Genomic DNA, 24,289 nt, shown 5'->3' on the forward strand with positions numbered 1-24,289 from the left:
CGTCCCGGCCGGCCCACCGACCACACCTCGGTGCGTCCCGGCCCCGTATCGGCCGGGCCCGGGATGCATACGGCCAGACGGGGCGCTCGCAGGGCGCAGTAGGCTTCGGCGCGAGAGCCGGAGCCCCTGTACCCATGGGGACACACCAGCCGAGGAGCGCCCCACAATGAGCCTGACCCTGAGGACCATCAGCCGCGAGCAGCATCTGGCGTACATCCAGAGCCTGCCCGCGGCCAGCCACATGCAGGTCCCCGCCTGGGCGGATGTCAAGGCGGAGTGGCGCTCCGAGAGCCTCGGATGGTTCGACGACAGGTCCGGCGAGATCGTCGGTGCGGGCCTGGTGCTGTACCGCCAGCTGCCCAAGATCAAGCGTTATCTCGCCTATCTGCCCGAGGGCCCGGTCATCAACTGGTTCGCGCCGAATCTGACCGAGTGGCTGGATCCGATGCTCGCGCACCTCAAGCAGCAGGGTGCCTTCTCCGTGAAGATGGGCCCGCCGGTGATCATCCGGCGCTGGGAGGCCACTTCGATCAAGAGGGGCATCCAGGACCCGGACGTGAAGCGCCTGCGCGACATCGAGGCCGACTTCATCGAGCCGCGCGCCTTCGAGGTCGCCGACAAGCTGCGGCGCATGGGCTGGCAGCAGGGCGAGGACGGCGGGGCGGGCTTCGGCGACGTACAGCCCAGGTACGTCTACCAGGTGCCGCTGGCCAACCGGTCGCTTGAGGATGTCCACAAGGGCTTCAACCAGCTCTGGCGGCGCAACATCAAGAAGGCCGAGAAGGCCGGTGTCGAGGTCGTCCAGGGCGGCTACCAGGACCTGGAGGAGTGGCAGCGCCTGTACGAGATCACGGCGCTGCGCGATCACTTCCGGCCCCGACCGCTCGCGTACTTCCAGCGGATGTGGACGGCTCTCAACACCGAGGACCCCAACCGCATGCGGCTGTACTTCGCCCGGCACGAGGGTGTGAACCTGTCCGCCGCGACGATGCTGGTGGTGGGCGGGCACGTCTGGTACTCCTACGGCGCCTCCGACAACATCGGGCGCGAGGTCCGGCCCTCGAACGCGATGCAGTGGCGGATGCTGCGTGACGCCTACGCGCTCGGCGCCACCGTCTACGACCTGCGTGGCATCTCCGACTCGCTGGACGAGACCGATCACCTTTTCGGCCTCATCCAGTTCAAAGTGGGTACAGGCGGGCAGGCCGCCGAATACCTCGGTGAGTGGGACTTCCCGCTCAACAAACTGCTCCACAAGGCTCTCGACATCTACATGTCGCGCCGCTGACGCACCAGAATTCGTCCTCGTACCACCGACATACGCTGCTACACCGCTGCCACGAGAAAGGTTCCAGGTCCGGCCATGGCGCTCACGCTCTACGTCGACACCGCACGCTGGCGGGCGCACCACAAGCACGTGTCCGAGCAGTTCCCGGGACTCGTCCCCGTCTGCAAGGGCAACGGCTACGGCTTCGGCCATGAGCGGCTCGCCGACGAGGCCACCCGCCTGGGCTCGGACGTCCTGGCCGTCGGCACGACCTACGAGGCGGCACGGATCAAGGACTGGTTCGGCGGCGACCTTCTGGTGCTGACGCCGTTCAGGCGGGGCGAGGAGCCCGTACCGCTGCCCGACCGTGTCATCCGGTCCGTCTCTTCGGTCGACGGGGTCTACGGCCTCGTGGGCGCCCGTGTCGTCATCGAGGTCATGTCCTCCATGAAGCGGCACGGGGTGAGCGAGCGTGACCTGCCCCAGCTGCACGCCGCCATAGAGAACGTGCGCCTGGAGGGCTTCGCGATCCACCTGCCCCTGGACCGTACCGACGGCTCGGACGCCGTCGAGGAGGTCATCGGCTGGATGGACCGGCTGCGCGCGGCCCGCCTGCCGCTGCACACCATGTTCGTCAGCCACCTCAAGGCCGACGAGCTCGCCCGGCTGCAGCAGCAGTTCCCGCAGACCCGGTTCCGGGCCCGTATCGGCACGCGGCTCTGGCTGGGGGACCACGACGCGACCGAGTACCGCGGAGCCGTGCTGGACGTCTCGCCCGTCGCCAAGGGCGACCGTTTCGGCTACCGGCAGCAGAAGGTCGCCTCGGACGGCTGGCTGGTCGTCGTCGCGGGCGGTACGTCGCACGGTGTGGGTCTGGAGGCCCCCAAGGCCCTGCACGGCGTCATGCCCCGCGCCAAGGGCGTCGCCCGGGCCGGCCTCGCCACGGTCAACCGGAACCTCTCGCCGTTCGTCTGGGGCGGCAAGCAGCGCTGGTTCGCGGAGCCCCCGCACATGCAGGTCTCGATCCTCTTCGTGCCCTCGGACGCCCCCGAGCCGAAGGTCGGCGAGGAACTGGTGGCCCATCTGCGGCACACCACCACGCAGTTCGACCGCGTCGTCGAGCGCTGACCGCGCCGCGCCTCGCGCGCAGGACCCGCACACAGCAGGGCCCGCACACAGCCGAAAGGCCGTACACGGAATCCGTGTACGGCCTTTCGTGCGCCTCGCCCCCGCCTTCACCCGCTCACTCGGAGGCTGTTCGCCCAGGCTGCTGTTCGCTCAGAGCGAACGGGTGGTCTTCCCCGGCTCGCCGCCGCCCCACTCCACGTACGGACCGTCGAAGTGTGCCGCGTGCCGCGGGGGATGGGCCGCGGGACCCAGGACGAAGACGTCCTCCGCGCCGTCCAGCACACCGCCCGACGGATCGTCGTCCCCGGAGCGGCGCACCACGTCCCGTTCCGGCATGAGGACGTCGCGCACGATCACGGCGCAGAGGTACAGCGTCCCCAGCAGGTGGACGGCGATGGCCAGTTGGTACCCCTCCTGCGGCAGTCCCTTGTGGGCGTCTCCGCTGGTCGTGTACGCGAGGTACATCCAGATCCCGAGGAAGTACGCGACCTCGCACGCCTGCCAGACCAGGAAATCCCGCCACTTCGGGCGGGCCAGCACCGCGAGGGGGATCAGCCACAGTACGTACTGCGGCGAGTAGACCTTGTTGGTGAGGATGAAGGCCGCGACGATCAGGAACGCCAACTGGGCGAAGCGGGGCCGGCGCGGTGCGGTCAGCGTGAGGGCCGCGACGCCCACGCAGGACACCAGCATCAGTACCGAGGCCCACGTGTTGACGGTGTCGGTGACGAGCGGCTTCTCCAGGCGCTGGGAGAGGATCAGCCAGAAGGAGCCGAAGTCGACTCCGCGTTCCTGGCTGAACGTGTAGAACTTCGACCAGCCCTCGGGCGCCAGCAGCATGACCGGAAGGTTCACGACGAGCCAGGCCCCGACGGAGCCGAGCAGGGCGGTGCCGAACGCCCTCCATCTGCCCGCCCGCCAGCACAGCACGAGCAGGGGCCCCAGGAGCAGCACGGGGTACAGCTTGGCGGCCGTGGCGAGCCCCAGGAGGACGCCGAAGGCGAGCGGACGGCTCCGGGACCACATCAGCATCGCCGCGGCCGTCAGAGCGACCGCCAGCAGGTCCCAGTTGATGGTGGCGGTCAGCGCGAAGGCGGGCGCCAGAGCGACCAGCAGGCCGTCCCAGGGCCGCCGACGGTGGGTGCGGGACACGCAGACCGCGATGACGGCCGTGCAGGCCATCAGCATCCCGGCGTTGACCATCCAGTAGACCTGCTCCTGGTCCTGGATGCTGCCGCTGCCCGGCGTGAGCCAGGAGGCGACCTCCATGAACACGCCGGTCAGGACCGGGTACTCCAGGTACTCCATGTCGCCTTCGAGCTTGTCGAAGTACGGCACGAGTCCGTCGGCGAAGCCCCGCCCCTGGTAGAGGTGCGGGATGTCCGAGTAGCACGCGTGCGTGTACTGCGAACTGGCCCCGAAGAACCAGGCACCGTCGTAGCAGGGCAGTTTCTGCACCATGCCGAGGGCGAACATGCCGATCGCGACGAGCGCGACGACCCGCACGGGGGTCCACCAGGACGTCCCCGTCAGCGCACGCCGTCCGAGAGGACCTCCGAACAGTTCACTGCCGGTCGCCGCGACCGGGTCCTCCTTGGTCGGCGGCACCAGATCTGGCTCGTGCACGCTCGCGCGCGTCGTTTCTGCACTGGGCATGCCGCACATCCTGCCGTACGTGCCTGAGAGCCGGACCTGCCGTACGTGTCTGAGAGCCGAACCCGACACCCGCGGCGTCGACAGCGAGCCGAAACGGTTGCCGGGCTTCGCCGCCCGCCTCGGACGGCGGCGGGGGAGGCCGACCGCCTCGGCCCCACCGTCCGCTTCGAGCCCGCCGGGCCCATGGACCCGCCGGCGCGCTCACTCGACTCCTGATATCAGAGCCACGGAATTGTTTCGGAACACCGATTTCATGCTCCGTTGCATGAAGTCACGGAAAACGGGGGAGGTTTACATCGAAACTCTGCTCTTCTCCACCGCCATCCGGCTCACTGCTTCTTCGGAGCGTCCGGAACAATGGACACGGCTCGCTCGATCATGCGCTGCTTGCGCTTCATCACGGCATCGAGAACGCTCCGGTTCTCCTCGATCAGTTTCTGCTGATGGCGGGCCTCAATGGCATATCGCCCGGTGACGTAGCCGGTCCTTCCTTTGCACCGCACATCGGCTTCCGCCACCTCTATCTCCTTCGCGGACGGCGCCGGGAAGTTCGGGTGCGGGCCATTCACGCTCGTCTTCTGGGTCTGCCACGTCGAGTCGTCCACCGCCGCGAGTGGATTCGAGTAATTCATCCCGGCGCCTCGCATGCAAACGCTCCACTTCTTGTCCAGCGCGACCGTTCCCGGATCCTTGCGGGTGGTGCCCGACGCCCGGAAGAACAGTTTCTGGATCACCAGCAGGTCAGCGCCCGCCTCGTCGGCCCGCACCTCGCTCTGCGCGAGTCCGTGGCAGCCTCCCTTCGGGACACCGGGCGGGACCTCGACCGCGGTCCCGCCGCTCTTGCCCGCCGCCTGCGCGACGCCGGTGTACACGACCTCCGACGCGGGAGTGATCGCCCTCTCCGCCGCCAGGGCCCTGCGCTGTGCCGACACGACCTCCTGCCGGGTGATCCCGTCGGGCAGCGGCGGCTTGTAGCCGTAGACGCGGACCGACTCCAGGTCGGTCGGCCCGTACTTGCGGGCGTTGAGCGGAAAATACCCTCGCGGTGCCTCGTAGGCGGGCCGGGTCTCGCCGAACTTCTTCATGCAGGCGCGGGCCAGAACACTGATCGCACGGTCGACGTCCGCCTGTTCCCCGGCCGTCGTCCTGTAGACGTCCAAGGGATAGCTCTCGGGCGCATGGGCGAACGACGTGGCGACCCGCGCCGTGTCCCCCGCGCGCTCCTCCTCCGGCGAACGGTCCTGGGGCCGCGAAGGCTGTCCGCCGCTGCAGGCCGCGGTGAGAAGAGCGACCGCGGTCGCCATGACGGCAATGCCGGCTGTGCCCTTCGGCGGACCTTCGCACGTCCTTTTCTGCATGCGGGTCAGGTGATCATCCCGACCGCGCAGCGTCAAGCCTTTCAGGAGGCGGAAAAACCGGCGGTGAAAGGATCAAGTCAGGCCGAACATGTTTTCGGCCATTGGTCGGACACGTGATCCACAAGCCCTCTTTTCCATGCCAGGGTCACATGGCCTGCACAGGGATCCGCGCATCCGCGGCGCTCTCTCCGCAGTCACAGGGGAATAGAGAGGGAGAAATGAAAAAAGGACGTAGCTTCCTGGCTGCAACACTGATGTCCGTCGCAGTCGTCTTCACCGCGGTTTCACCGGCACAGGCCGACAGCAATAACGGCCGTTGCGACGTCGGCGAAGCCTGTCTCTATCGCTACGCGGACTCGGCGGGTGGCCACTACGACACGCTCTCCAGCAAGAAGAACTACAGCGGGATGGTGTACTACGGCACCTCCGTCGCGGTCGACAACACGGTCAGCTCGGCCTTCAACTACGACGTCGACAGCAACCTGTGGTTCTACCAGTACAACAACTGGTCCGGGGACTACTGGGGACTGACCGCGATAACGGGCACCAACTTCGGCAGCGCGTTCGACAACAAGCCGTCCTCGCACTGCTGGTCCTCGACTTCGGGGTGTCCGACCGGCTGACCGGGGTGTCCGACCGGCTGAGAAGCCGGGACGGTCCGGCACGGCGCCGGGTGCGCTCGTCTCCGGCCACGGCCGCGCCGCGGTCACCATCGTCCGGGAAAAGGGAAAAGGCACCCGTGTCCGGCCCGGAGAGGCGCTGTGGCCCCTGAGGCGCGGTTCGAGTGCCGCTCCACCCTGCACATGCGGTGGCCCCGCGCTTCTGTCGAAGCGCGGGGCCACCGTGGTGTCAGCCCGAGGACCCTTGGAACAGGCCCCCGTTGTTGTTGCCTCTGCTGTTCCCGCCGTCCGCTTCCTCGGATTCCGAGGTCGAGGGACTCGCGCCGCCGTCCGTACCGCCGGCGTCGGTCTCGCCTTCGCTGGTTCCGCCGTCGTCCTCGCACCCGAAGCCGAAGGCACCACAGGACTCGCTCGTGGTGGGGGTGGGAGACGTCTCGGGCTTCGTCGGTGTGGCGCTCGGCGACTCGGTCTCCTCTTCCTCCTCCGTCTCGGTGGGCGTCGGGCTCACCGTCGGGGTCGGCAGGTCGTCGACGACCTCGCCGATGGGCTCGGGCGTCGGGAACTGCACGACCTTCGCGCCCTTGAGCGCCTGCTCCATGTAGTCGTGCCAGATCTCGGCCGGGAACGAGGAACCGTGGATCTTGTCCTGGTCACCCGTCCCGTACATCTCCAGGAACTCGCGCTTCTTGTTGGACTCGTCGTCGTCCATGCGGTACATGGAGATCGCGGTCGAGAGCTGCGGGGTGTACCCGACGAACCAGGCGGACTTGTTGCCGTCCGTCGTACCGGTCTTGCCCGCCACCGGCCGGTCGCTCAGCTGCGCCGAGGTACCGGTGCCCTTGTCGACGACGGTCTTGAGGACGTCGGTGACGTTGTCGGCGACCTGCGAGGTGTAGGCCTGCTTGGCCGCGTTGTCGTGCTGGAAGACCGTGCCGTCCTTGTCGGTGATCTCGTCGACCGAGTACGGCTCGTTCTGCTTGCCGCTCGCCGCGAAGGTGGCGTACGCGCCGGCCATCCGGATCGCGCTCGGGTCGGAGGTACCGATGGAGAAGGACGGGAAGCTGGCGCTGGCCAGGCTGCCTTCCTTGATCCCCGCGTCCACGGCGGACTCCCTGACCTTGTCGAGGCCGACGTCCATGCCGAGCTGGACGTACGCGGAGTTCGAGGAGACCCTCATCGCCTCACGGAGGTCGATGCGGAAGCTGGGCGCGTTGTACGACTTGTCACCGTCGTTCCGCTGCAGCCACTCCTTGTCGTCCTTGTCCTTCCAGACGGTCCCGTCGTAGTTCTCGATCTTCAGCTTGTTCTCGCCGCTGTAGATGCTCTTGGGAGAGACCCGCTTCCGCTCGTCCTGCGCCTGGATCGGCTTCAGCTCGGGGTCGCGGATGCCCCACTTCATGGCTGCCGCGAGGACGAACGGCTTGAAGGTCGAACCGACCTGGGCACCGGTCTGGTCGGCGTTGTTGGTGAAGTGCTTGGTCGCGTCCTTGCCGCCGTAGATGGCCTTGATGGCGCCGGTCTTCGGGTCCACCGAGGCCCCGCCGAACTCGACGTCCGTGTCCGTCTCCGGGCGCGCCTTCGGGTCGATGTTCTCCTTCTGGACCTTCTTCACCGCGGCTTCGAGCTGGCCGACCTTCTTCTTGTCGAAGGTCGTGTGGATCTCGTAGCCACCGTCACGCAGCTGCTTCTCGGTGATACCGGTCTTCTCGCTGTTGTTGACGATGTACGCCTTGGCGAGGTCGACCAGGTAACCGACCTGACCGCCCAGCTGGGCGTTGGACCGCGGACTCTGCAGCTTGGGGAAGTCGGAGTACTTACTGCGTACCGACTCCTCCAGGTGCCCGTCCTTGACCATCTCGCCGAGGATCCAGCGCCACCGGGTCTCCGCGCGCTCACGGTTGGCCGCGGGGGTGGCGGACGGGTCGATCGACTCCGCGCCCGCAGGGTCGTAGTACGTGGCGCCCTTGAGCACGGCGGCCAGGAAGGCGCACTCGCTCGGGTTGAGGTCCTCGGCGTCCTTGTCGAAGTACGTGCGTGCGGCGGCCTGGATCCCGTAGGCACCGCGGCCGTAGTAGGCCGAGTTCAGGTAGCCGGCCATGATGTCTTCTTTGTCAACATTGGCGCCGACCTTGATCGAGACGAAGAGCTCCTTGAACTTACGGGAGATCGTCTGCGACTGGTCCTCCAGCATGGCGTTCTTCACGTACTGCTGGGTGATCGTGGAGCCACCCTGCGTCTGACCGCCCTTGGCCATGTTGAACAGGGCCCGGCCGATACCCATGGGGTCGACGCCCCGGTCGTTCTCGAACGTCTTGTTCTCGGCCGAGATGACGGCGTAGCGCATCTCCTTGGGAATCCGGGAGTAGTCGATGATCTGCCGGTTCGTCTCACCACCGGTGGCGACCATCTGCGTGCCGTCGGCCCAGTAGTAGACGTTGTTCTGCGCCTCCGCCGTCTTGGCGACGTCCGGCAGGCCCACCAGCGCGTACGCGACTCCCGCGACGGCCATCATGCTGCCGAAGAAGCCGATGAACAGTCCCGTCACGAGCTTCCAGGAGGGCACCCAACGTGCCGCCCCGTACTTGCCCGCGCGCGGGTAGTCGATGATCCGCTTCTTCGGCGGCACGGACCCACGCCCACGGCCCCGGCCGGGGCCGGTGGGCCCGCCTCGCCGGCCGCCGCCATGGCCTCCCTGCCCCGCGCCGTCGGCCGCTCTGCGTCGACCGGCGCCACTGCTGTTCCTCTGTGACGCCCGCCGGGCCTCGGCGCGGCTGCCGGACGGGCGTTCCTCACCCCCCGAGTCGTATGAATCGGAAGGAGACTCGGTTGCTCCTCGCGGTGCCGCACGGCGGCCGGAGGACGAGCCGGTCTGGCCGCGTCGGGCCGCGGCACGTCCGCCACCCTGCGGCTGCTGCGATTTGCGACGGTGCTCGCTCATCGAACGATTACTCCTCGGGCAGGCGCACCTGAGCGCACCTGGAAACGGCGGCTGGTTTCCGGTCCCCCCGAAGTACGGATGCGGTCGTTTTTACATTCATCCGTACTGCACCGAGGACAAGGACGTCCCCAGGCGTCACTCGGTTCCCGGTGGTTTGCATGGCGGACAGACTACGCACCGTCAAAACCTGCCTAGCACCGAAGTTCACCCCAAACCAGGCAACTTGCTTCCTACGAATCGGTGATGTGACGCCGTTCACCGTGCCCCCTCTTGTCGCAGGGGGAGGACCGATCTATCGTGTCGATGTATCGAGTCGATACATCAGCTCGGCATAAAGACCGTCACGGCAGGACCGCGGCAGAGAGGAGGCGACGATGAGCCGGCGTGCCGGAATCCTTGAGTTCGCCGTCCTCGGCCTTCTCCGCGAGTCCCCGATGCACGGCTATGAGCTGCGCAAACGTCTCAATACGTCACTGGGTGTGTTCCGTGCTTTCAGCTACGGAACGCTCTACCCCTGCCTCAAGACGCTGGTCACCAACGGCTGGTTGATCGAGGAGCCGGGGAACACCTCCGAGGACGCCCTCGCGGCGCCGCTCGCAGGACGTCGCGCCAAGATCGTCTACCGGTTGACGGCGGAAGGTAAGGAACACTTCGAGGACCTCCTCTCGCAGACGGGTCCCGACGCGTACGAGGACGAACATTTCGCTGCTCGTTTCGCCTTTTTCGGCCAGACGTCACGGGATGTACGGATGCGGGTCCTCGAAGGCCGCCGCAGCCGCCTCGAAGAGCGCCTGGAGAAGATGCGCGCCTCGCTGGCGCGCACCCGGGAGCGACTCGACGACTACACGCTTGAGCTCCAGCGCCACGGAATGGAGTCCGTGGAGCGCGAAGTGCGCTGGCTGAACGAGCTCATCGAGAGCGAGCGGGCGGGACGGGACCATCGGCGTCCCGGACCCGACGGCTCCGCTCAGCAGGACAACACATCTGGGGAGTCGGGCGGCCTGCCCCGGCCCGGGGTCACCCCCGGGCCGGATCCGTCCGACGACACTGCCACGTGAAGTCCTCTCAGGGCTTCACCGAGTACACACAGGGAGCAACCGGAATGGGTTCGGTTCGCGTAGCCATCGTCGGCGTGGGCAACTGCGCCGCCTCGCTGGTTCAGGGCGTCGAGTACTACAAGGACGCCGACCCGGCGTCCAAGGTGCCGGGCCTGATGCACGTTCAGTTCGGCGAATACCACGTGGGTGACGTCGAGTTCGTCGCCGCCTTCGACGTCGACGCGAAGAAGGTCGGCCTCGACCTCTCGGACGCCATCGGCGCCAGCGAGAACAACACCATCAAGATCTGTGACGTCCCGAACAAGGGCATCACGGTCCAGCGCGGCCACACCTATGACGGGCTCGGCAAGTACTACCGCGAGACCATCGAGGAGTCGACCGAGGCTCCGGTCGACATCGTCCAGATCCTCAGGGACAAGCAGGTGGACGTCCTCATCTGCTACCTGCCCGTCGGTTCCGAGGACGCGGCGAAGTTCTACGCCCAGTGCGCCATCGACGCCAAGGTCGCGTTCGTCAACGCTCTGCCGGTCTTCATCGCCGGCACCAAGGAGTGGGCGGACAAGTTCACCGAGGCGGGCGTCCCGATCGTCGGCGACGACATCAAGTCGCAGGTCGGCGCCACCATCACGCACCGTGTGATGGCGAAGCTGTTCGAGGACCGCGGTGTCCGTCTTGAGCGCACCATGCAGCTCAACGTCGGCGGCAACATGGACTTCAAGAACATGCTGGAGCGCGACCGCCTGGAGTCCAAGAAGATCTCGAAGACGCAGGCCGTCACCTCGCAGATCCCCGACCGTGACATGGGCGCGAAGAACGTCCACATCGGTCCCTCGGACTACGTGGCCTGGCTCGACGACCGCAAGTGGGCGTACGTCCGTCTTGAGGGCCGTGCCTTCGGTGACGTCCCGCTGAACCTGGAGTACAAGCTGGAGGTCTGGGACTCCCCGAACTCCGCGGGTGTCATCATCGACGCCCTGCGCGCCGCGAAGATCGCCAAGGACCGCGGCATCGGCGGTCCGATCCTCTCCGCGTCCAGCTACTTCATGAAGTCCCCGCCGGTCCAGTACTTCGACGACGAGGCCTACGACAACGTCGAGAAGTTCATCAAGGGCGAGGTCGAGCGCTGAAGGCTCGTCCCACGCACGGCTGTTGAGGGTCCCCGGAGCGATGCTCCGGGGACCCTTTCCCTTGTGCGAGGCTGTAACCCATGGCTGTCGTAGGTGACCTGCGCGTACTCCTGCGCTTCCACAATTTCCGGCGTCTGCTCGCCGTACGGCTGCTGTCGCAGGGCGCCGACGGGGTCTACCAGGTCGCTCTCGCCACCTACGTCGTCTTCTCACCGGAGAAACAGACCTCGGCCGCCGCGATCGCCTCCGCGATGGCGGTCCTGCTCCTCCCGTACTCCCTCGTCGGCCCCTTCGCTGGCGTCCTCCTGGACCGCTGGAGACGCCGCCAGGTCTTCCTGTACGGAAACCTGCTGCGGGCGCTCCTCGCGGCCCTGACGGCCGTTCTGATGCTCAGCGGGGTGCCGGACCAGCTCTTCTACGCCTCCGCGCTGTGCGTGACCGCCGTCAACCGGTTCGTGCTCGCGGGCCTGTCCGCCGCCCTGCCCCGCGTCGTCGACCCCGAGCGCCTGGTGATGGCCAACTCCCTGTCGCCCACGGCCGGAACACTCGCCGCGACCCTCGGCGGCGGCCTCGCCTTCGTCGTACGCCTCGTCGGCTCCGACTCCGACGCGGTGGTCGTCCTCGTGGGAGCGGCCCTGTACGTGTGCTCCGCGCTCGCCTCGCTGCGCCTGGCCCCGGATCTGCTGGGACCCGACCGGCAGTCGGCGCGACCGCGGCTGAGGGCGGTGGTGCTCGGCACAGCACGCGGCATGGTGGCGGGCGTACGTCATCTGACCGAGCCCGCACGCCGGGAGGCCGCCTGGGCGCTGACCGCGATGACCCTGATGCGCTTCTGCTACGGAGCGCTGACGGTCATGGTGCTGATGCTCTGCCGGTACGCCTGGTCGTCCGGCCCCGACGACGACGGGCTCGCCCTGCTCGGCCTGGCCGTGGGGTTCTCCGGAGCGGGCTTCTTCGCCGCGGCCCTGCTGACGCCGGCGGGAGCGAGCCGGCTCGGGCCCGGTGGCTGGATCATCGCCTGCGCCGCTTCCGCCGCGGTTCTGGAACCGGCGCTGGGCCTCACGTTCGCCGAAGTCCCGCTCCTGATCGCGGCCTTCGTGCTGGGCCTGACCACCCAGGGCGCGAAGATCGCCACGGACACCGTGGTCCAGTCGTCCGTCGAGGACGGCTTCCGTGGCCGGATCTTCGCCGTTTACGACGTCCTGTTCAACGTCGCCTTCGTCGGCGCCGCCGGAGTAGCCGCCCTGATGCTGCCGCCTGACGGCCGATCCGTGGCGCTTGTGGTCACGGTGGCCGTTATCTACGGGGCAGTTGCTGCGGCTATGGCCCGCTTTGCGCGCCAGTAAGTGTCACATCAAGGACACAGAGCCCCTCCGGGCTACGGAGTTGTCAGTGGGGCCCGGTAGCTTACGTGCGTCTTATTTCGCGCCACGCGCTCCACGTTCGAGGGGGACCCCCAAGTGACCACGCCGCCGCCGCAGGGCCAGAATCCGTTCGCTCAGGGCCAGCCGCCCCAGGGCCAGCCGCCTCAGGGGAATCCCTACGCGCAGCAGCCGCCGCCGGAGGGCTACCCCCAGCAGCCGAACGCTCCGTACGCGCCGGTCCCGCCCGAGCCGCCGAAGCGCAACCTCAAGAAGTACCTGCGTTTCGCAGTCCCCGTCGTCGTCCTCATAGTCGCCGTCGGTGGCTGGCTGGCGAGCCGTGACGATGCCGCGCAGGCCAAGGTCGGCGACTGCATGAGCATCGGCAACCCGAACAGCACCACCGACCCGGAGCTTGAGGTCGTGGACTGCGGCAACTCCAAGGCCGCGTACAAGGTCGAGCAGAAGAAGAGCGACGACTCGGGCTGCGACCGCACCAAGTACGCCGAGTACACCGAGACCGGCGGCAGCAGCGACTTCACCCTCTGCCTGTCGGAGTACTCCTCCAAGTAAGAGCCCGCTGACGCGCGAAGGCCGTTGTTTCACGTGAAACAACGGCCTTCGGCGTATCCGGCTTCTGTCGGCTGGGGTCATGTTTCACGTGAAACATGACCCCAGCCGATCGCGCCCGCGCTCTCAGCTCTGCTGCGCCCACCACTCCTTGAGGGCCGACACCGCCGCGTCGTACTCCATCGGCCCGTTCTCCAGACGCAGTTCCAACAGGAACTTGTAGGCCTGGCCGATGGCCGGGCCCGGCCCGATGTCCAGGACCTTCATGATCTGGTTGCCGTCGAGGTCGGGCCGGATCGCGTCCAGCTCCTCCTGGTCCTGGAGCTGAGCCACGCGCTCCTCCAGACCGTCATAGGCGCGGGAGAGGGCGGTGGCCTTGCGCTTGTTCCGGGTCGTGCAGTCGGAGCGGGTCAGCTTGTGCAGGCGGTCGAGGAGCGGACCCGCGTCCCGGACGTAGCGGCGGACCGCCGAGTCGGTCCACTCGCCGGTGCCGTAGCCGTGGAAGCGCAGGTGCAGCTCCACCAGCCGCGAGACATCCCTCACCAGCTCGTTGGAGTACTTGAGCTCGGTCATCCGCTTCTTGGTCATCTTGGCCCCCACCACCTCGTGGTGGTGGAAGGAGACCCGCCCGTCGTCCTCGAAGCGACGCGTCCGCGGCTTGCCGATGTCGTGCAGCAGCGCGGCCAGACGCAGAGTGAGGTCCGGGCCGTTCTCCTCCAGCGCCATCGCCTGCTCCAGGACGATCAGCGAGTGGTCGTAGACGTCCTTGTGCCGGTGGTGCTCGTCCCGCTCCAGACGCAGCGCCGGCAGCTCGGGCAGCACGCGGTCGGCGAGCCCCGTGTCGACGAGCAGCGTCAGCCCCTTGCGCGGGTGCGCGGAGAGGATCAGCTTGTTCAGCTCCTCACGCACCCGCTCCGCCGAGACGATCTCGATACGGTCGGCCATGGCCTTCATGGCCGCGACGACGTCCGACGCCACCTCGAAGTCGAGCTGCGCCGCGAAGCGCGCGGCCCGCATCATCCGCAGCGGGTCGTCGGAGAAGGACGACTCGGGCGTCCCGGGGGTCCGCAGGACACGGGCGGCGAGATCGTCGAGCCCGCCGTGCGGATCGATGAACGTCTTCCCGGGAAGCGCCACGGCCATCGCGTTCACCGTGAAGTCACGGCGCACCAGGTCCTGCTCGATGGAGTCCCCGTAGGACACCTCGGGCTTGCGCGAGGTCCGGTCGTACGCCTCGGAGCGGTACGTCGTCACCTCGATCTCGAAGCTCTGCACGACGTCACCGACGCGGGCGTCCTTCTGCGCCCCCACCGTGCCGAAGGCGATACCGACCTCCCACAGGGAGTCGGCCCAGGGCCGCATGATCTTCAGTACGTCGTCGGGGCGGGCGTCGGTGGTGAAATCCAGGTCGTTGCCGAGCCGGCCGAGGAGGGCGTCCCGGACCGAACCGCCGACGAGGGCGAGAGAGAAGCCGGCCTCCTGAAAACGGCGGGCGAGTTCATCCGCGACGGGGGACACCCGCAGCAGCTCGCTCACCGCGCGGCTCTGCACCTGACTCAGTGCACTGGGACTGTCTTCGTTGGCGTTCGACACAACAGAAAAGGGTACGTGGCCCCGATGCCCGAGGGCGCCTTCATTAAAAGTGCACAGGTCTCTCCCCCTGTTCAGGGTGGGGACACTGCCCTAGATACGCCCACATAGAGGGACAGCGGGCACTCTTCTTCCGATCTTGTGGAGCGGACCGCGGCACTTACCCTCCGCGCGCATCGTTACCATGCGTGGACGCACATTCCGACGACCACTGACGACGACGAGGGACGGGCGAGCGCGTGGCCGAGGCGGCAGACTTCCAGGGGACCAGTCCCTCACCTGCCCGCCGGTGGCTGCGGCGCACGGGAGCACTGCTCGCCGGGGCGCCTCTGCTGGCCGGTGTCCTTCAGATGCCCACAGCTTCGCCCTCGTATGCCGCGGAGCCCGGTGCCGCTGCCGAGGCCACCGGCTCCCGTACGGTCGATGTCTCGCTGGACGCGCTCAGCCCCCGCGTTCCCGCCGACGGTGACACGCTCACCGTCTCCGGCAGGATCGTCAACAAGGGCAAGCAGGCGGTCACCGCCGCGCACGTCGGACTGCGGGTGGGTCCGACGCTGAACGGCCGCTCGGCGATCGACGACGCCGCGAAGAGCAACCCCTACGCGGGCACGGAGGTCGGCGGCAAGTACGTGGCGAAGTTCGCGAAGCTGGCCCCGGGCGTCCCGCAGACCTTCAGCATCTCCGTGCCCGTCGACAAGCTGGACCTCGGCGCCGACGGCGTCTACCAGCTCGGTGTGACGCTCACCGGCCGGACCACCGCTGCGGCGTACGACCAGATCCTCGGCATCGAGCGGACCTTCCTGCCGTGGCAGCCCGAGGCCTCGGACACGAAATCCAGGACGACGTACCTCTGGCCGCTGATCTCGACCTCCCACATGACGGCCGAGACGGGGTCGAACGAGCAGCAGACCCCCGTCTTCGCGGACGACGACGACCTGGCCGCCGAGCTCTCCCCCGGCGGCCGTCTGGAACAACTCCTCAGCCTCGGCAAGGATCTCGACATCACCTGGGTCGTCGACCCGGACCTGCTGGCCTCTGTCGACGCGATGACCCGCAGCTACCGGGTCCAGGTGAACGGCTCCAGCAGCACGACCACGGCCGGCACGCACCAGGCGGTGGCCAAGAAGTGGCTCGGCGAGCTGGAGAAGGCGGTCGAGGACGAGGAAGTCGTCGCGCTCCCCTTCGCCGACCCGGACCTGGCGTCCCTGGCCCACAACGGCACGCCGGTGACCGGATCGCTGAGCCACCTCAAGGACGCCACCACGGTGGCGGCGACGACCGTGGAGTCGATCCTCCACGTGACCCCCAGCACGGACTACGCATGGCCCGTGGACGGCGCGATCGACCCGTCGATCGTCAAGGTCGCGACCTCGGCCGGCGCCGACGCGGTGCTCTCCCGCAGCGACAGCCTCCAGGAGACCGGCGCGCTCCCGTACACGCCCTCGGCGGCCCGGCCGATCGGCGGCGGCACCACCGCGGTCGTCGCGGACGCCCGTCTGTCGACGGCTTTCCAGGGCGACATGACGGTGGCAGGCAACTCCACGCTCGCCGTGCAGCGGTTCCTCGCGCAGAGCCTGATGCTCACCCGCCAGGCGCCGGACAAGCAGCGCAGCGTCGTGGTCGCCCCGCAGCGCATGCCGACCGCCAGCCAGGCCCAGACGATGGCGCAGGCACTGACAGCGCTCCAGGACGGGAACTGGTCGGAGTCCGCCGAGCTGTCCGCGGCCACGAAGGCGAAGCCTGACGCGGGCGCCACCACGCGGGTCCCGGCGGCGTCCTCGTACCCCCGCTCGCTGCGCAAGCAGGAGCTGCCGGAGGACACCTTCGTGCAGATCGAGCGGACGCAGAAGAAGCTCAACAGCTTCCAGGTGATCCTCTCCGACAAGTCCCGGGTGGTCACCCCCTTCGGGCGGGCCGTGGACCGGTCGATGTCCACCTCCTGGCGCGGCCGTGCCGTAGAGGCGCAGGCGTACCTCGACGGTGTGGAGGACTACCTCGACGGCCTCATCGAGGGCGTCGGACTGATCGACAAGTCCGAGGCCAAGCTCTCGGGCCGCAGCGCCACGATCCCGGTCACCGTGCAGAACAACCTCGTCCAGGGCGTCGACCACCTGGTGCTGCGTCTGACGTCCACGCAGCCGAGCCGCCTCAGCATCGGTGACGGTCCCTTCCAGGAGCAGCCGGTCGCGGTCTCGGGCGGGCACAGCCAGTCGGTGAAGTTCACCACCAACGCCCACGCCAACGGCCGGGCCGGAGTGATCGCCCAGCTGTACACCGAGGACGGCCGGGCGTACGGGCCCCCGGTGGCCTTCGACGTGAAGGTCACCGAGATCACGGCCACGGTGATGCTGGTCATCGCCGGCGGTGTCCTGCTCCTCGTGCTCGCCGGGTTCCGGATGTACACGCAGCGCAAGCGGGAGGCCGCCCGCCAGGCCGCCCTGGAAGCGGACGGCGCCCCCACGGACGAGTCGGCCGAGCACACCGCCGACGGGACGGAGGGCGGTCGCGACCAGGCGTCCACGACCGAGTCGAGGGCTCCCGACCCGGAGCACCCGAGTGACCCTTCACCGGACACCGCACCGGAAATCACCGACCCGTCCGGCACGGGTGAGAGAGTGGACCGTTGAGCGATGTCGTGGCCGGTGGGCCCGGGGACGATGAGGTGGGGTAACCATGAACGCGCCGTACGACGGTGACCGCGGTCAGGGCGCGGGGGGCTCCGGCCACCCCGACGACCCGCCGCAGGGCCCGCCGGATCCAGGCGAGGTGCCTCCGCAGCCCGCGGCCGAGGTGTACTTCCAGGATGCCTACGCCCAGGATCCCTACCGGGCGCAGGACCTGTCGGCCCAGGACCCGGTCACGGAGGCCCTCTACGACCGTGCCGCGCATCCTCCGCCGCCGCCCGGCTCCTACCAGCCGCAGCCACCGCTCTACGCCCAGCCGCCCCAGTCCCCGTACGCCCCCGATCCCCGGGTGTGGGCACAGACCCCGGCGCCCGAGCCGGAGGGTCCCACTCAGTACCTGCCCTACGGGGACGACCCCCGTACGACGCAGTTCGTGGGTGTGGACGACCTGGTGACGCAGGCCGGCGAGCAGCGCCACGAGCCGGACGCGTTCGCCCATCTCTTCCGGGACCAGCAGCAGGGCGGCGCTCAGCCCCCCGCCGGGCCGCCCAGCGTGCCCCCGCCCGCAAGGGAATCGGCTCCGGCCGCCGCGGCGCCTCCCGCGCCCGCGCCGGCCCCCGCCAAGAAGTCCGGGGGCCGTGCGTCGGGTCTGCTGAAGTCGAGCGCCGTGATGGCGGCCGGGACCATGGTCTCCCGCCTCACCGGCTTCGTCCGCTCCGCGCTGATCGTCGCGGCTCTGGGTGTCGGTCTCCTCGGCGACACCTTCCAGGTCGCATACCAGCTGCCGACGATGATCTACATCCTGACCGTCGGCGGCGGCCTCAACTCCGTCTTCGTACCGCAGCTGGTACGTGCCATGAAGGAGGACGACGACGGCGGTGAGGCATACGCCAACCGGCTGCTGACCCTCGTCATCGTGGTGCTCGGCGCACTCACCGCGCTCGCGGTGTTCGCCGCGCCGCTCCTGGTCCGCGCGCTGTCAGCTCCTGTGGCAGGCAACGCAGCGGCCAACGACGTCGCCGTCACCTTCGCCCGCTACTTCCTGCCCACGATCTTCTTCATGGGCATCCACGTGGTGATGGGCCAGATCCTCAACGCCCGCGGGAAGTTCGGCGCGATGATGTGGACCCCGGTCCTCAACAACGTCGTCATCATCGTGACGCTCGGCCTGTTCATCTGGGTGTACGGGACCGCGAGTACGTCCGGAATGAAGGCCTCGACCATTCCGCCGGAGGGCGAGCGACTGCTCGGCATCGGTGTACTGCTCGGCCTCATCGTCCAGGCCCTGGCGATGATCCCGTACCTGCGTGAGACCGGCTTCCGGCTGCGGCTGCGCTTCGACTGGAAGGGCCACGGACTCGGCAAGGCGGCGATGCTCGCCAAGTGGACCGTGCTCTTCGTCCTCGCCAACCAGGCGGGCGCGATCGTCGTGACCCAGCTGTCCACCGCGGCGGGCAAGGACTCCCCGGTCGATGGCACCGGCTTCGCCGCCTACGCCAACGCTCAGCTCATCTGGGGTCTTCCGCAGGCCATCATCACGGTCTCCCTGATGGCGGCCCTGCTGCCGCGACTCGCCCGCTCCGCCCACGAGGGCGACACCGGGGCCGTCCGCGACGACATCTCCCAGGGACTGCGCACCACGGCGGTGGCGATCGTGCCGATCTCCTTCGGCTTCGTCGCACTCGGCATCCCGATGTGCACGCTGATGTTCGGTGCCTCCGGAACCAGCGAGGCGACGAACATGGGCTTCATGCTGATGGCCTTCGGCCTCGGCCTGATCCCCTACTCCGTGCAGTACGTGGTGCTGCGGGCCTTCTACGCGTACGAGGACACCCGCACCCCCTTCTACAACACGGTCATCGTGGCCGTCGTCAACGCCAGTGCCTCCGCGCTCTGTTTCCTCCTGCTTCCCCCGCGCTGGGCGGTCGCGGGCATGGCCGCCTCGTACGGTCTCGCCTACGCCATCGGCGTCGGAGTGGCATGGAGCCGGCTGAGCAAGCGGCTGGGCGGCGACCTGGACGGCGGCCGTGTCCTGCGTACCTACGCGCGGCTCGCGATCGCCGCGGTACCGGCGGCGCTGCTCAGCGGCGCGGCCTGCTACGGAATCAGCAACACGCTGGGACAGGGCGTCGGCGGCTCGTTCGTCGCCCTGCTCGCCGGTGGGGTCGTACTGCTCGGTGTCTTCTTCGTCGCGGCGCGGCGGATGCGTATCGAGGAACTGAACGGAATGGTCGGCATGGTCCGCGGGCGCCTTGGGCGTTGAGAGCGGGGTAGGCGCACAACCATCGTCCGCCACCGCGTGTCGTGCAGAGGGGCGGACTGTGGGCACAATTGGCTTTGGCGTCGGACAGCGTGCAACGGATGGGGAGGCAGGAGCGACGGTGGCGGAACGGAGCACGGCTGCCGTCGACGTGGCGGACAGCAGCGGCGATGAGCCGCTGACCGCGAAGGCGGACCAGTCCACGGCCGACGGGGTGGCCCAGAACCGGGAGCGGGACACGGACAGCTCGGAGAGCGAAGAGGCACAGGGGAGCGGGGCGAACGAGAGCCCCGGCAGGACTTCACCGCCCGAGTTGCACAGTGGTCACAAACTCGCCAGGCGCTATCGCCTGGAGGAGTGCGTCACCCGTCTGGACGGTTTCAGCAGTTGGCGTGCGGTGGACGAGAAACTCCGCCGCGCGGTCGGTGTGCACCTGCTGCCCGCCGACCATCCACGAGCGCGTTCCGTCCTCGCGGCGGCCCGTTCGTCCGCCCTGCTGGGCGATCCCCGGTTCGTCCAGGTCCTGGACGCGGTCGAGGAGAACGACCTCGTCTATGTGGTGCACGAATGGCTGCCCGACGCCACGGAGCTGACGACGCTCCTGGCCGCCGGAACGCTGGAGGTGCACGAGGCGTACCAGATGGTCAGCCAGGTCGCCCAGGCGATGGCCGCCGCGCACCGCGAGGGGCTGGCCCATCTGAAGCTGACCCCGGGCGCCGTGCTGCGCACCTCGTCCGGCCAGTGGCGCATCAGGGGCCTCGCCGTGAACGCCGCGCTGCGCGGCATCACTTCCGACACCCCGCAGCGCACGGACACAGAGGCGATCGGCGCCCTGCTGTACGCCACGCTGACCCAGCGCTGGCCGTACGAGGACGACGCGTACGGACTGTCCGGGCTGCCTAAGGGCGTCGGTCTCATCCCGCCCGACCAGGTACGGGCAGGCGTGCACCGCGGCCTGTCCGAGCTGGCGATGCGCGCGCTCGTCAACGACGGTGCGACCGCGTCCCGCCAGGAGCCTCCGTGCACCACGCCGGAGGAACTGGTGAAGGCGATCGGTGAGATGCCCCGCATCCGTCCGCCCGAGCCTGCGTTCACCGCGCCGCCCGAGTATCAGCGCACGACGTACCAGCAGGGCAACTACGGCCGCCCGGCGCCGCACCCGGGGGCCACCCAGGCGATGCCGGCGCCGATTCCCCCGCTGCAGACCCGCACCGGCAAGGCCCTCAAGTGGGCCGTGTCCGCGCTGCTGATCGCCGCGCTGGGCCTCGGCAGCTGGCAGCTCGCCGACGCGCTCATGGACCACGGGAAGTCCGACGAGACGGGCGACACCCGGACGACGGACGACAACGACAAGAGCGGCGACAAGACGAAGCCGGCCAGGCCGCTCACGATCCAGGACGCCGCGGAGTACTACCCGGACGGCAAGCCCCAGCACGCGGGTGACGCGGGCCTGACGTACGACAAGGACAGTTCCACGTACTGGAGGACGTACTCCTACAGGGGCGGTCCCAAGCTGGCGCCCTTCAAGCAGGGCGTCGGAATCGTCTACGACCTCGGGTCCAAGAAGGACGTGTCGGCGGCCTCGATAGGGCTGTACTACGCGGGCGACCACACGACGGCCACGCTGTACGCGGCCAACTCACTGTCGTCCTCCCAGAGTCTGGGTTCGATGACGAAGATCGCGTCCGGCACGACCAGCACCACGGACTTGAAGATCTCCGCCAAGAAGGCAGTGAAGACCCGGTACGTTCTGGTCTGGATCACCGCGGTACCGAATGCGGCCGGCGACCAGTTCAGCGGCGCCGGTTACAAGCAGGCGATCACCGACGTGAAGTTCACCGGCTGAGCAGTTCACCGAGGGGGAGGGGGTTCGATGGCGGACGGCGCCTACAGCGAAGTAAGCGATCAAGACCTCCTCGCCCGTCATGTCGAGGGCGACCCCGACGCCTTCGGTGAACTCGTGCGGCGTCACCGCGACCGGCTCTGGGCGGTGGCCCTGCGGACGCTGGGCGACCGTGAGGAAGCCGCTGACGCCGTCCAGGACGCTCTCGTCTCCGCCTACCGGGCCGCACACACCTTCCGCGGCCAGTCGGCCGTCACAACCTGGCTGCACCGGATCACGGTGAACGCCTGCCTGGACCGCGCCCGCAAGACGGCCTCCAGGAAGACCTCTCCCGTGGACGACACCGAACGCCTGGAGCAGCTTCTGGAGCCGCACGAGTCGGCCTCCGCGCCGGCCGAGCGCAATGATCTGCACCGTGAGCTGGTGGCGGCGCTGGGCACCCTGCCCGCCGACCAGCGGGCCGCGCTCGTCCTGGTGGACATGCAGGGCTACCCCGTGGCGGAAGCCGCCAGCCTGCTCGACGTGCCGACCGGCACGGTCAAGAGCCGCTGTGCCCGTGGCAGAGCCAGACTTCTCCCGCTGCTCAAACACCTGCGCACGGACAGCGGGAGCGACAGACCGAGCAAGAAGTCGAGCGAGGTAAGGAACCGTACGCAGGGGACATCCGTCCCACCCGCAGCGGGACCACATGACGGACCAAGCGATTCAGCTGCTGTGAAGGGCGGAGGTGGGCGAGCGTGACATCCACGACCGACACGGCCGGGCACCCGGAAGTCACGGAGATCTCCGACCTCACCGAAGGTCTGCTCCCCCCGTCCCGTTCAGCGGATGTACGACGCCACCTGGACGACTGCACGCTCTGCGCCGACGTGTACGACTCGCTGGAAGAGATCCGCGGCATGCTCGGCACACTGCCGGGCCCCCTGCGCATGCCCGATGACGTCGCGGGACGCATCGACGCCGCTCTCGCCGCCGAAGCCCTGCTGAATGCCACGGCTCCCGGCGCCTCAGACGCGGGCGCCCCGTCGTCCGCGAGTGATTCCCGCCCGAAGGCCGACGACGAACGCGAGGGCGCGAGCGCCGGTGGTCATGTTTCACGTGAAACATCGACCGTGACCGACCGCCCCGCAGGACACTCCCGTGCCGCCACCGGACCCGGTCGTACGAACCGTCCGCGTCGTGGTCGCCGCAGCACCGTCGTCCTGGGCGCCATGTTCACGGCTGCCGCACTGGGCCTCGGAGGTCTGCTCATCCAGTCGATGGGAAGCGACGGCTCGGACAACGATTCCGCGTCCGCATCCCCGACCCAGAGCGACTCCGTGAACACCTTCGCCGGGGAGAAGCTGGAGAGTCAGGTCGCGGATCTCCTTGCCAAGGCGGAGGAAGAGAAGGACAGCGGTCCTCGCAGCTCCCGCCCCAATGGCTCCGCATCCGCCGATGGCCCGAGGATCCTGAACACACCCACGGAATCGGTGCCCGGCTGCGTCATGCAGGGGATCGGCCGCGATGCGGATCCGCTCGCCTACAAGAGGGGTGCCTACGAGGGCACGGAGGCGTTTCTCGTAGTGCTGCCGACCGCCACCGACAGGACCCAGGTCACGGCGTACGTCGTCGACTCCGCCTGTGTGGACAAGCCGTCGATCTCCGCCGGCAAGGTCCTGCTGGAGCACTCCTACCCGCGCGACTGAGCCTGCTGGGCTTCGCCACCGACCGCCGTGGGCACGCTTCGCCCCGGTCGTGGCCTCCCTGTGCGGTGACTCCTCTTCGTGTGCCCGGACACAGTGGGAATGCGCGCCCCTTAGGATCCGTTGGGTGGGGTGAGAGTTCCGAAAGAAGCTCCCCCGGTCGTACGTAGCAGTCCCCAGAGACGAGGAATCAAGCCGTGACCGACGTCCGTAACGTGATCATCATCGGCTCCGGGCCCGCCGGCTATACGGCGGCGCTCTACACCGCGCGCGCGTCACTGAAGCCGCTGGTCTTCGAGGGCGCCGTCACCGCGGGTGGTGCCCTCATGAACACGACCGAGGTGGAGAACTTCCCCGGCTTCCAGGACGGCATCATGGGCCCCGAGCTCATGGACAACATGCGGGGACAGGCCGAGCGCTTCGGTGCCGAGCTGATTCCGGACGACATCGTCTCGGTCGACCTCAGCGGTGAGATCAAGACCGTCACGGACACCGCGGGCACCGTGCACCGGGCGAAGGCCGTCATCGTCACCACCGGCTCGCAGCACCGCAAGCTGGGGCTGCCCAAGGAGGACGCCCTCTCCGGACGCGGCGTCTCCTGGTGTGCGACCTGTGACGGCTTCTTCTTCAAGGACCAGGACATCGCTGTGATCGGCGGCGGCGACACCGCCATGGAGGAGGCCACCTTCCTCTCCCGGTTCGCCAAGTCCGTGACCATCGTCCACCGCCGCGGAACGCTGCGCGCCTCCAAGGCGATGCAGGAGCGTGCCTTCGCCGACCCGAAGATCAAGTTCGTCTGGGACAGCGAGGTGGCCGAGATCCAGGGCGACCAGAAGCTCGCCGGCCTGACGCTGCGCAACCTGCAGACCGGTGAGACGTCCGAGCTGCCCGTCACCGGCCTGTTCATCGCGATCGGCCATGACCCGCGCACGGAGCTCTTCAAGGGCCAGCTCGAACTGGACGGCGAGGGCTACCTCCAGGTCGAGGCGCCTTCGACCCGCACCAACCTGACGGGTGTCTTCGGCGCCGGCGACGTCGTCGACCACACCTACCGCCAGGCGATCACCGCGGCCGGCACCGGCTGCTCCGCCGCTCTCGACGCCGAGCGTTTCCTCGCCGCCCTCGCGGACGGCGAGGCTGCGGAGCCCGAGAAGACCACCGTCTGACCCCCCGTCCGCCCCACCGCACCAACCAGTTAAGGAGC

17 protein-coding genes are annotated in these 24,289 nt (G+C 68.5%); 13 read left to right on the plus strand and 4 right to left on the minus strand.

Features of this window, described 5'->3' with window-relative positions:
* Window positions 1-166: 166 nt before the first annotated feature.
* Together femX and OHS59_RS22720 are read left to right on the plus strand one after the other, a co-directional pair.
* Window positions 167-1,288 (plus strand): peptidoglycan bridge formation glycyltransferase FemX, encoded by a 1,122-nt coding sequence (gene femX, locus OHS59_RS22715; RefSeq protein ID WP_328495237.1) that lies wholly within the window; start codon window positions 167-169, stop codon window positions 1,286-1,288.
* Between the two features lie 75 nt (window positions 1,289-1,363).
* Entirely contained in the window at window positions 1,364-2,395 is a 1,032-nt protein-coding gene (locus tag OHS59_RS22720) for an alanine racemase (protein ID WP_189771406.1), read from the plus strand.
* A 150-nt stretch (window positions 2,396-2,545) separates the two neighbouring features.
* On the opposite strand, the gene OHS59_RS22725 is transcribed toward OHS59_RS22720, so the two are convergent.
* Window positions 2,546-4,060 (minus strand): glycosyltransferase family 87 protein, encoded by a 1,515-nt coding sequence (locus tag OHS59_RS22725; protein WP_328495238.1) that lies wholly within the window; start codon window positions 4,058-4,060, stop codon window positions 2,546-2,548.
* Between the two features lie 320 nt (window positions 4,061-4,380).
* Window positions 4,381-5,355, minus strand: a complete 975-nt coding sequence (locus OHS59_RS22730; RefSeq protein WP_328495239.1) for a hypothetical protein — start codon at window positions 5,353-5,355, stop codon at window positions 4,381-4,383.
* Between the two features lie 308 nt (window positions 5,356-5,663).
* Between OHS59_RS22730 and OHS59_RS22735 the strand changes: the two genes are divergently transcribed.
* Window positions 5,664-6,032: a hypothetical protein gene (locus OHS59_RS22735; protein ID WP_328495240.1), complete on the plus strand. Its 369-nt coding sequence runs from the start codon at window positions 5,664-5,666 to the stop codon at window positions 6,030-6,032.
* A gap of 226 nt (window positions 6,033-6,258) precedes the next feature.
* Here OHS59_RS22735 and OHS59_RS22740 read toward each other — a convergent pair whose 3' ends face one another.
* The gene (locus OHS59_RS22740; protein ID WP_328495241.1) at window positions 6,259-8,967 is read right to left on the minus strand and encodes a transglycosylase domain-containing protein; all 2,709 of its coding nucleotides are present in this window, start codon (window positions 8,965-8,967) and stop codon (window positions 6,259-6,261) included.
* 374 nt (window positions 8,968-9,341) lie between these two features.
* Here OHS59_RS22740 and OHS59_RS22745 point away from each other — a divergent pair, with 374 nt between their 5' ends.
* The 4 genes from OHS59_RS22745 to OHS59_RS22760 all read left to right on the plus strand — a co-directional run bounded on the left by OHS59_RS22745 (window position 9,342) and on the right by OHS59_RS22760 (window position 13,086).
* Window positions 9,342-10,025 (plus strand): PadR family transcriptional regulator, encoded by a 684-nt coding sequence (locus tag OHS59_RS22745; protein WP_328495242.1) that lies wholly within the window; start codon window positions 9,342-9,344, stop codon window positions 10,023-10,025.
* A gap of 44 nt (window positions 10,026-10,069) precedes the next feature.
* Window positions 10,070-11,152, plus strand: coding sequence for an inositol-3-phosphate synthase (locus OHS59_RS22750; RefSeq protein ID WP_328495243.1), 1,083 nt, complete (start codon window positions 10,070-10,072; stop codon window positions 11,150-11,152).
* Window positions 11,153-11,232: 80 nt separating this feature from the next.
* Window positions 11,233-12,498 (plus strand): MFS transporter, encoded by a 1,266-nt coding sequence (locus tag OHS59_RS22755; RefSeq protein WP_328495244.1) that lies wholly within the window; start codon window positions 11,233-11,235, stop codon window positions 12,496-12,498.
* A gap of 114 nt (window positions 12,499-12,612) precedes the next feature.
* Window positions 12,613-13,086, plus strand: coding sequence for an LppU/SCO3897 family protein (locus tag OHS59_RS22760; protein ID WP_328495245.1), 474 nt, complete (start codon window positions 12,613-12,615; stop codon window positions 13,084-13,086).
* A gap of 123 nt (window positions 13,087-13,209) precedes the next feature.
* Here OHS59_RS22760 and OHS59_RS22765 read toward each other — a convergent pair whose 3' ends face one another.
* Complete coding sequence (locus tag OHS59_RS22765) at window positions 13,210-14,676, minus strand: CCA tRNA nucleotidyltransferase (RefSeq protein WP_328495246.1); 1,467 nt, start codon at window positions 14,674-14,676, stop codon at window positions 13,210-13,212.
* 236 nt (window positions 14,677-14,912) lie between these two features.
* On the opposite strand from OHS59_RS22765, the gene OHS59_RS22770 reads away from it, so the two are divergent.
* The 6 genes from OHS59_RS22770 (at window position 14,913) to trxB (ending at window position 24,251) form a co-directional block, all read left to right on the plus strand.
* Window positions 14,913-17,300: a DUF6049 family protein gene (locus OHS59_RS22770; protein ID WP_328495247.1), complete on the plus strand. Its 2,388-nt coding sequence runs from the start codon at window positions 14,913-14,915 to the stop codon at window positions 17,298-17,300.
* 46 nt (window positions 17,301-17,346) lie between these two features.
* The gene (murJ, locus tag OHS59_RS22775) at window positions 17,347-19,560 is read left to right on the plus strand and encodes a murein biosynthesis integral membrane protein MurJ (protein WP_328495248.1); all 2,214 of its coding nucleotides are present in this window, start codon (window positions 17,347-17,349) and stop codon (window positions 19,558-19,560) included.
* Window positions 19,561-19,678: 118 nt separating this feature from the next.
* Window positions 19,679-21,403 (plus strand): protein kinase family protein, encoded by a 1,725-nt coding sequence (locus tag OHS59_RS22780; RefSeq protein ID WP_328495249.1) that lies wholly within the window; start codon window positions 19,679-19,681, stop codon window positions 21,401-21,403.
* A gap of 27 nt (window positions 21,404-21,430) precedes the next feature.
* Window positions 21,431-22,141, plus strand: coding sequence for an RNA polymerase sigma factor SigM (sigM, locus tag OHS59_RS22785; protein WP_328495250.1), 711 nt, complete (start codon window positions 21,431-21,433; stop codon window positions 22,139-22,141).
* Window positions 22,138-23,088 carry a hypothetical protein gene (locus OHS59_RS22790; RefSeq protein ID WP_328495251.1) on the plus strand — a complete coding sequence of 317 codons (951 nt, stop codon included), beginning with the start codon at window positions 22,138-22,140 and terminating at the stop codon, window positions 23,086-23,088. Before sigM ends, OHS59_RS22790 begins: the two co-directional genes overlap by 4 nt.
* A 194-nt stretch (window positions 23,089-23,282) precedes the next feature.
* Window positions 23,283-24,251, plus strand: coding sequence for a thioredoxin-disulfide reductase (gene trxB / locus OHS59_RS22795; RefSeq protein WP_328495252.1), 969 nt, complete (start codon window positions 23,283-23,285; stop codon window positions 24,249-24,251).
* The last annotated feature ends 38 nt before the right edge of the window (window positions 24,252-24,289 follow it).

Source organism: Streptomyces sp. NBC_00414, assembly GCF_036038375.1.
Lineage (GTDB): Bacteria > Actinomycetota > Actinomycetes > Streptomycetales > Streptomycetaceae > Streptomyces.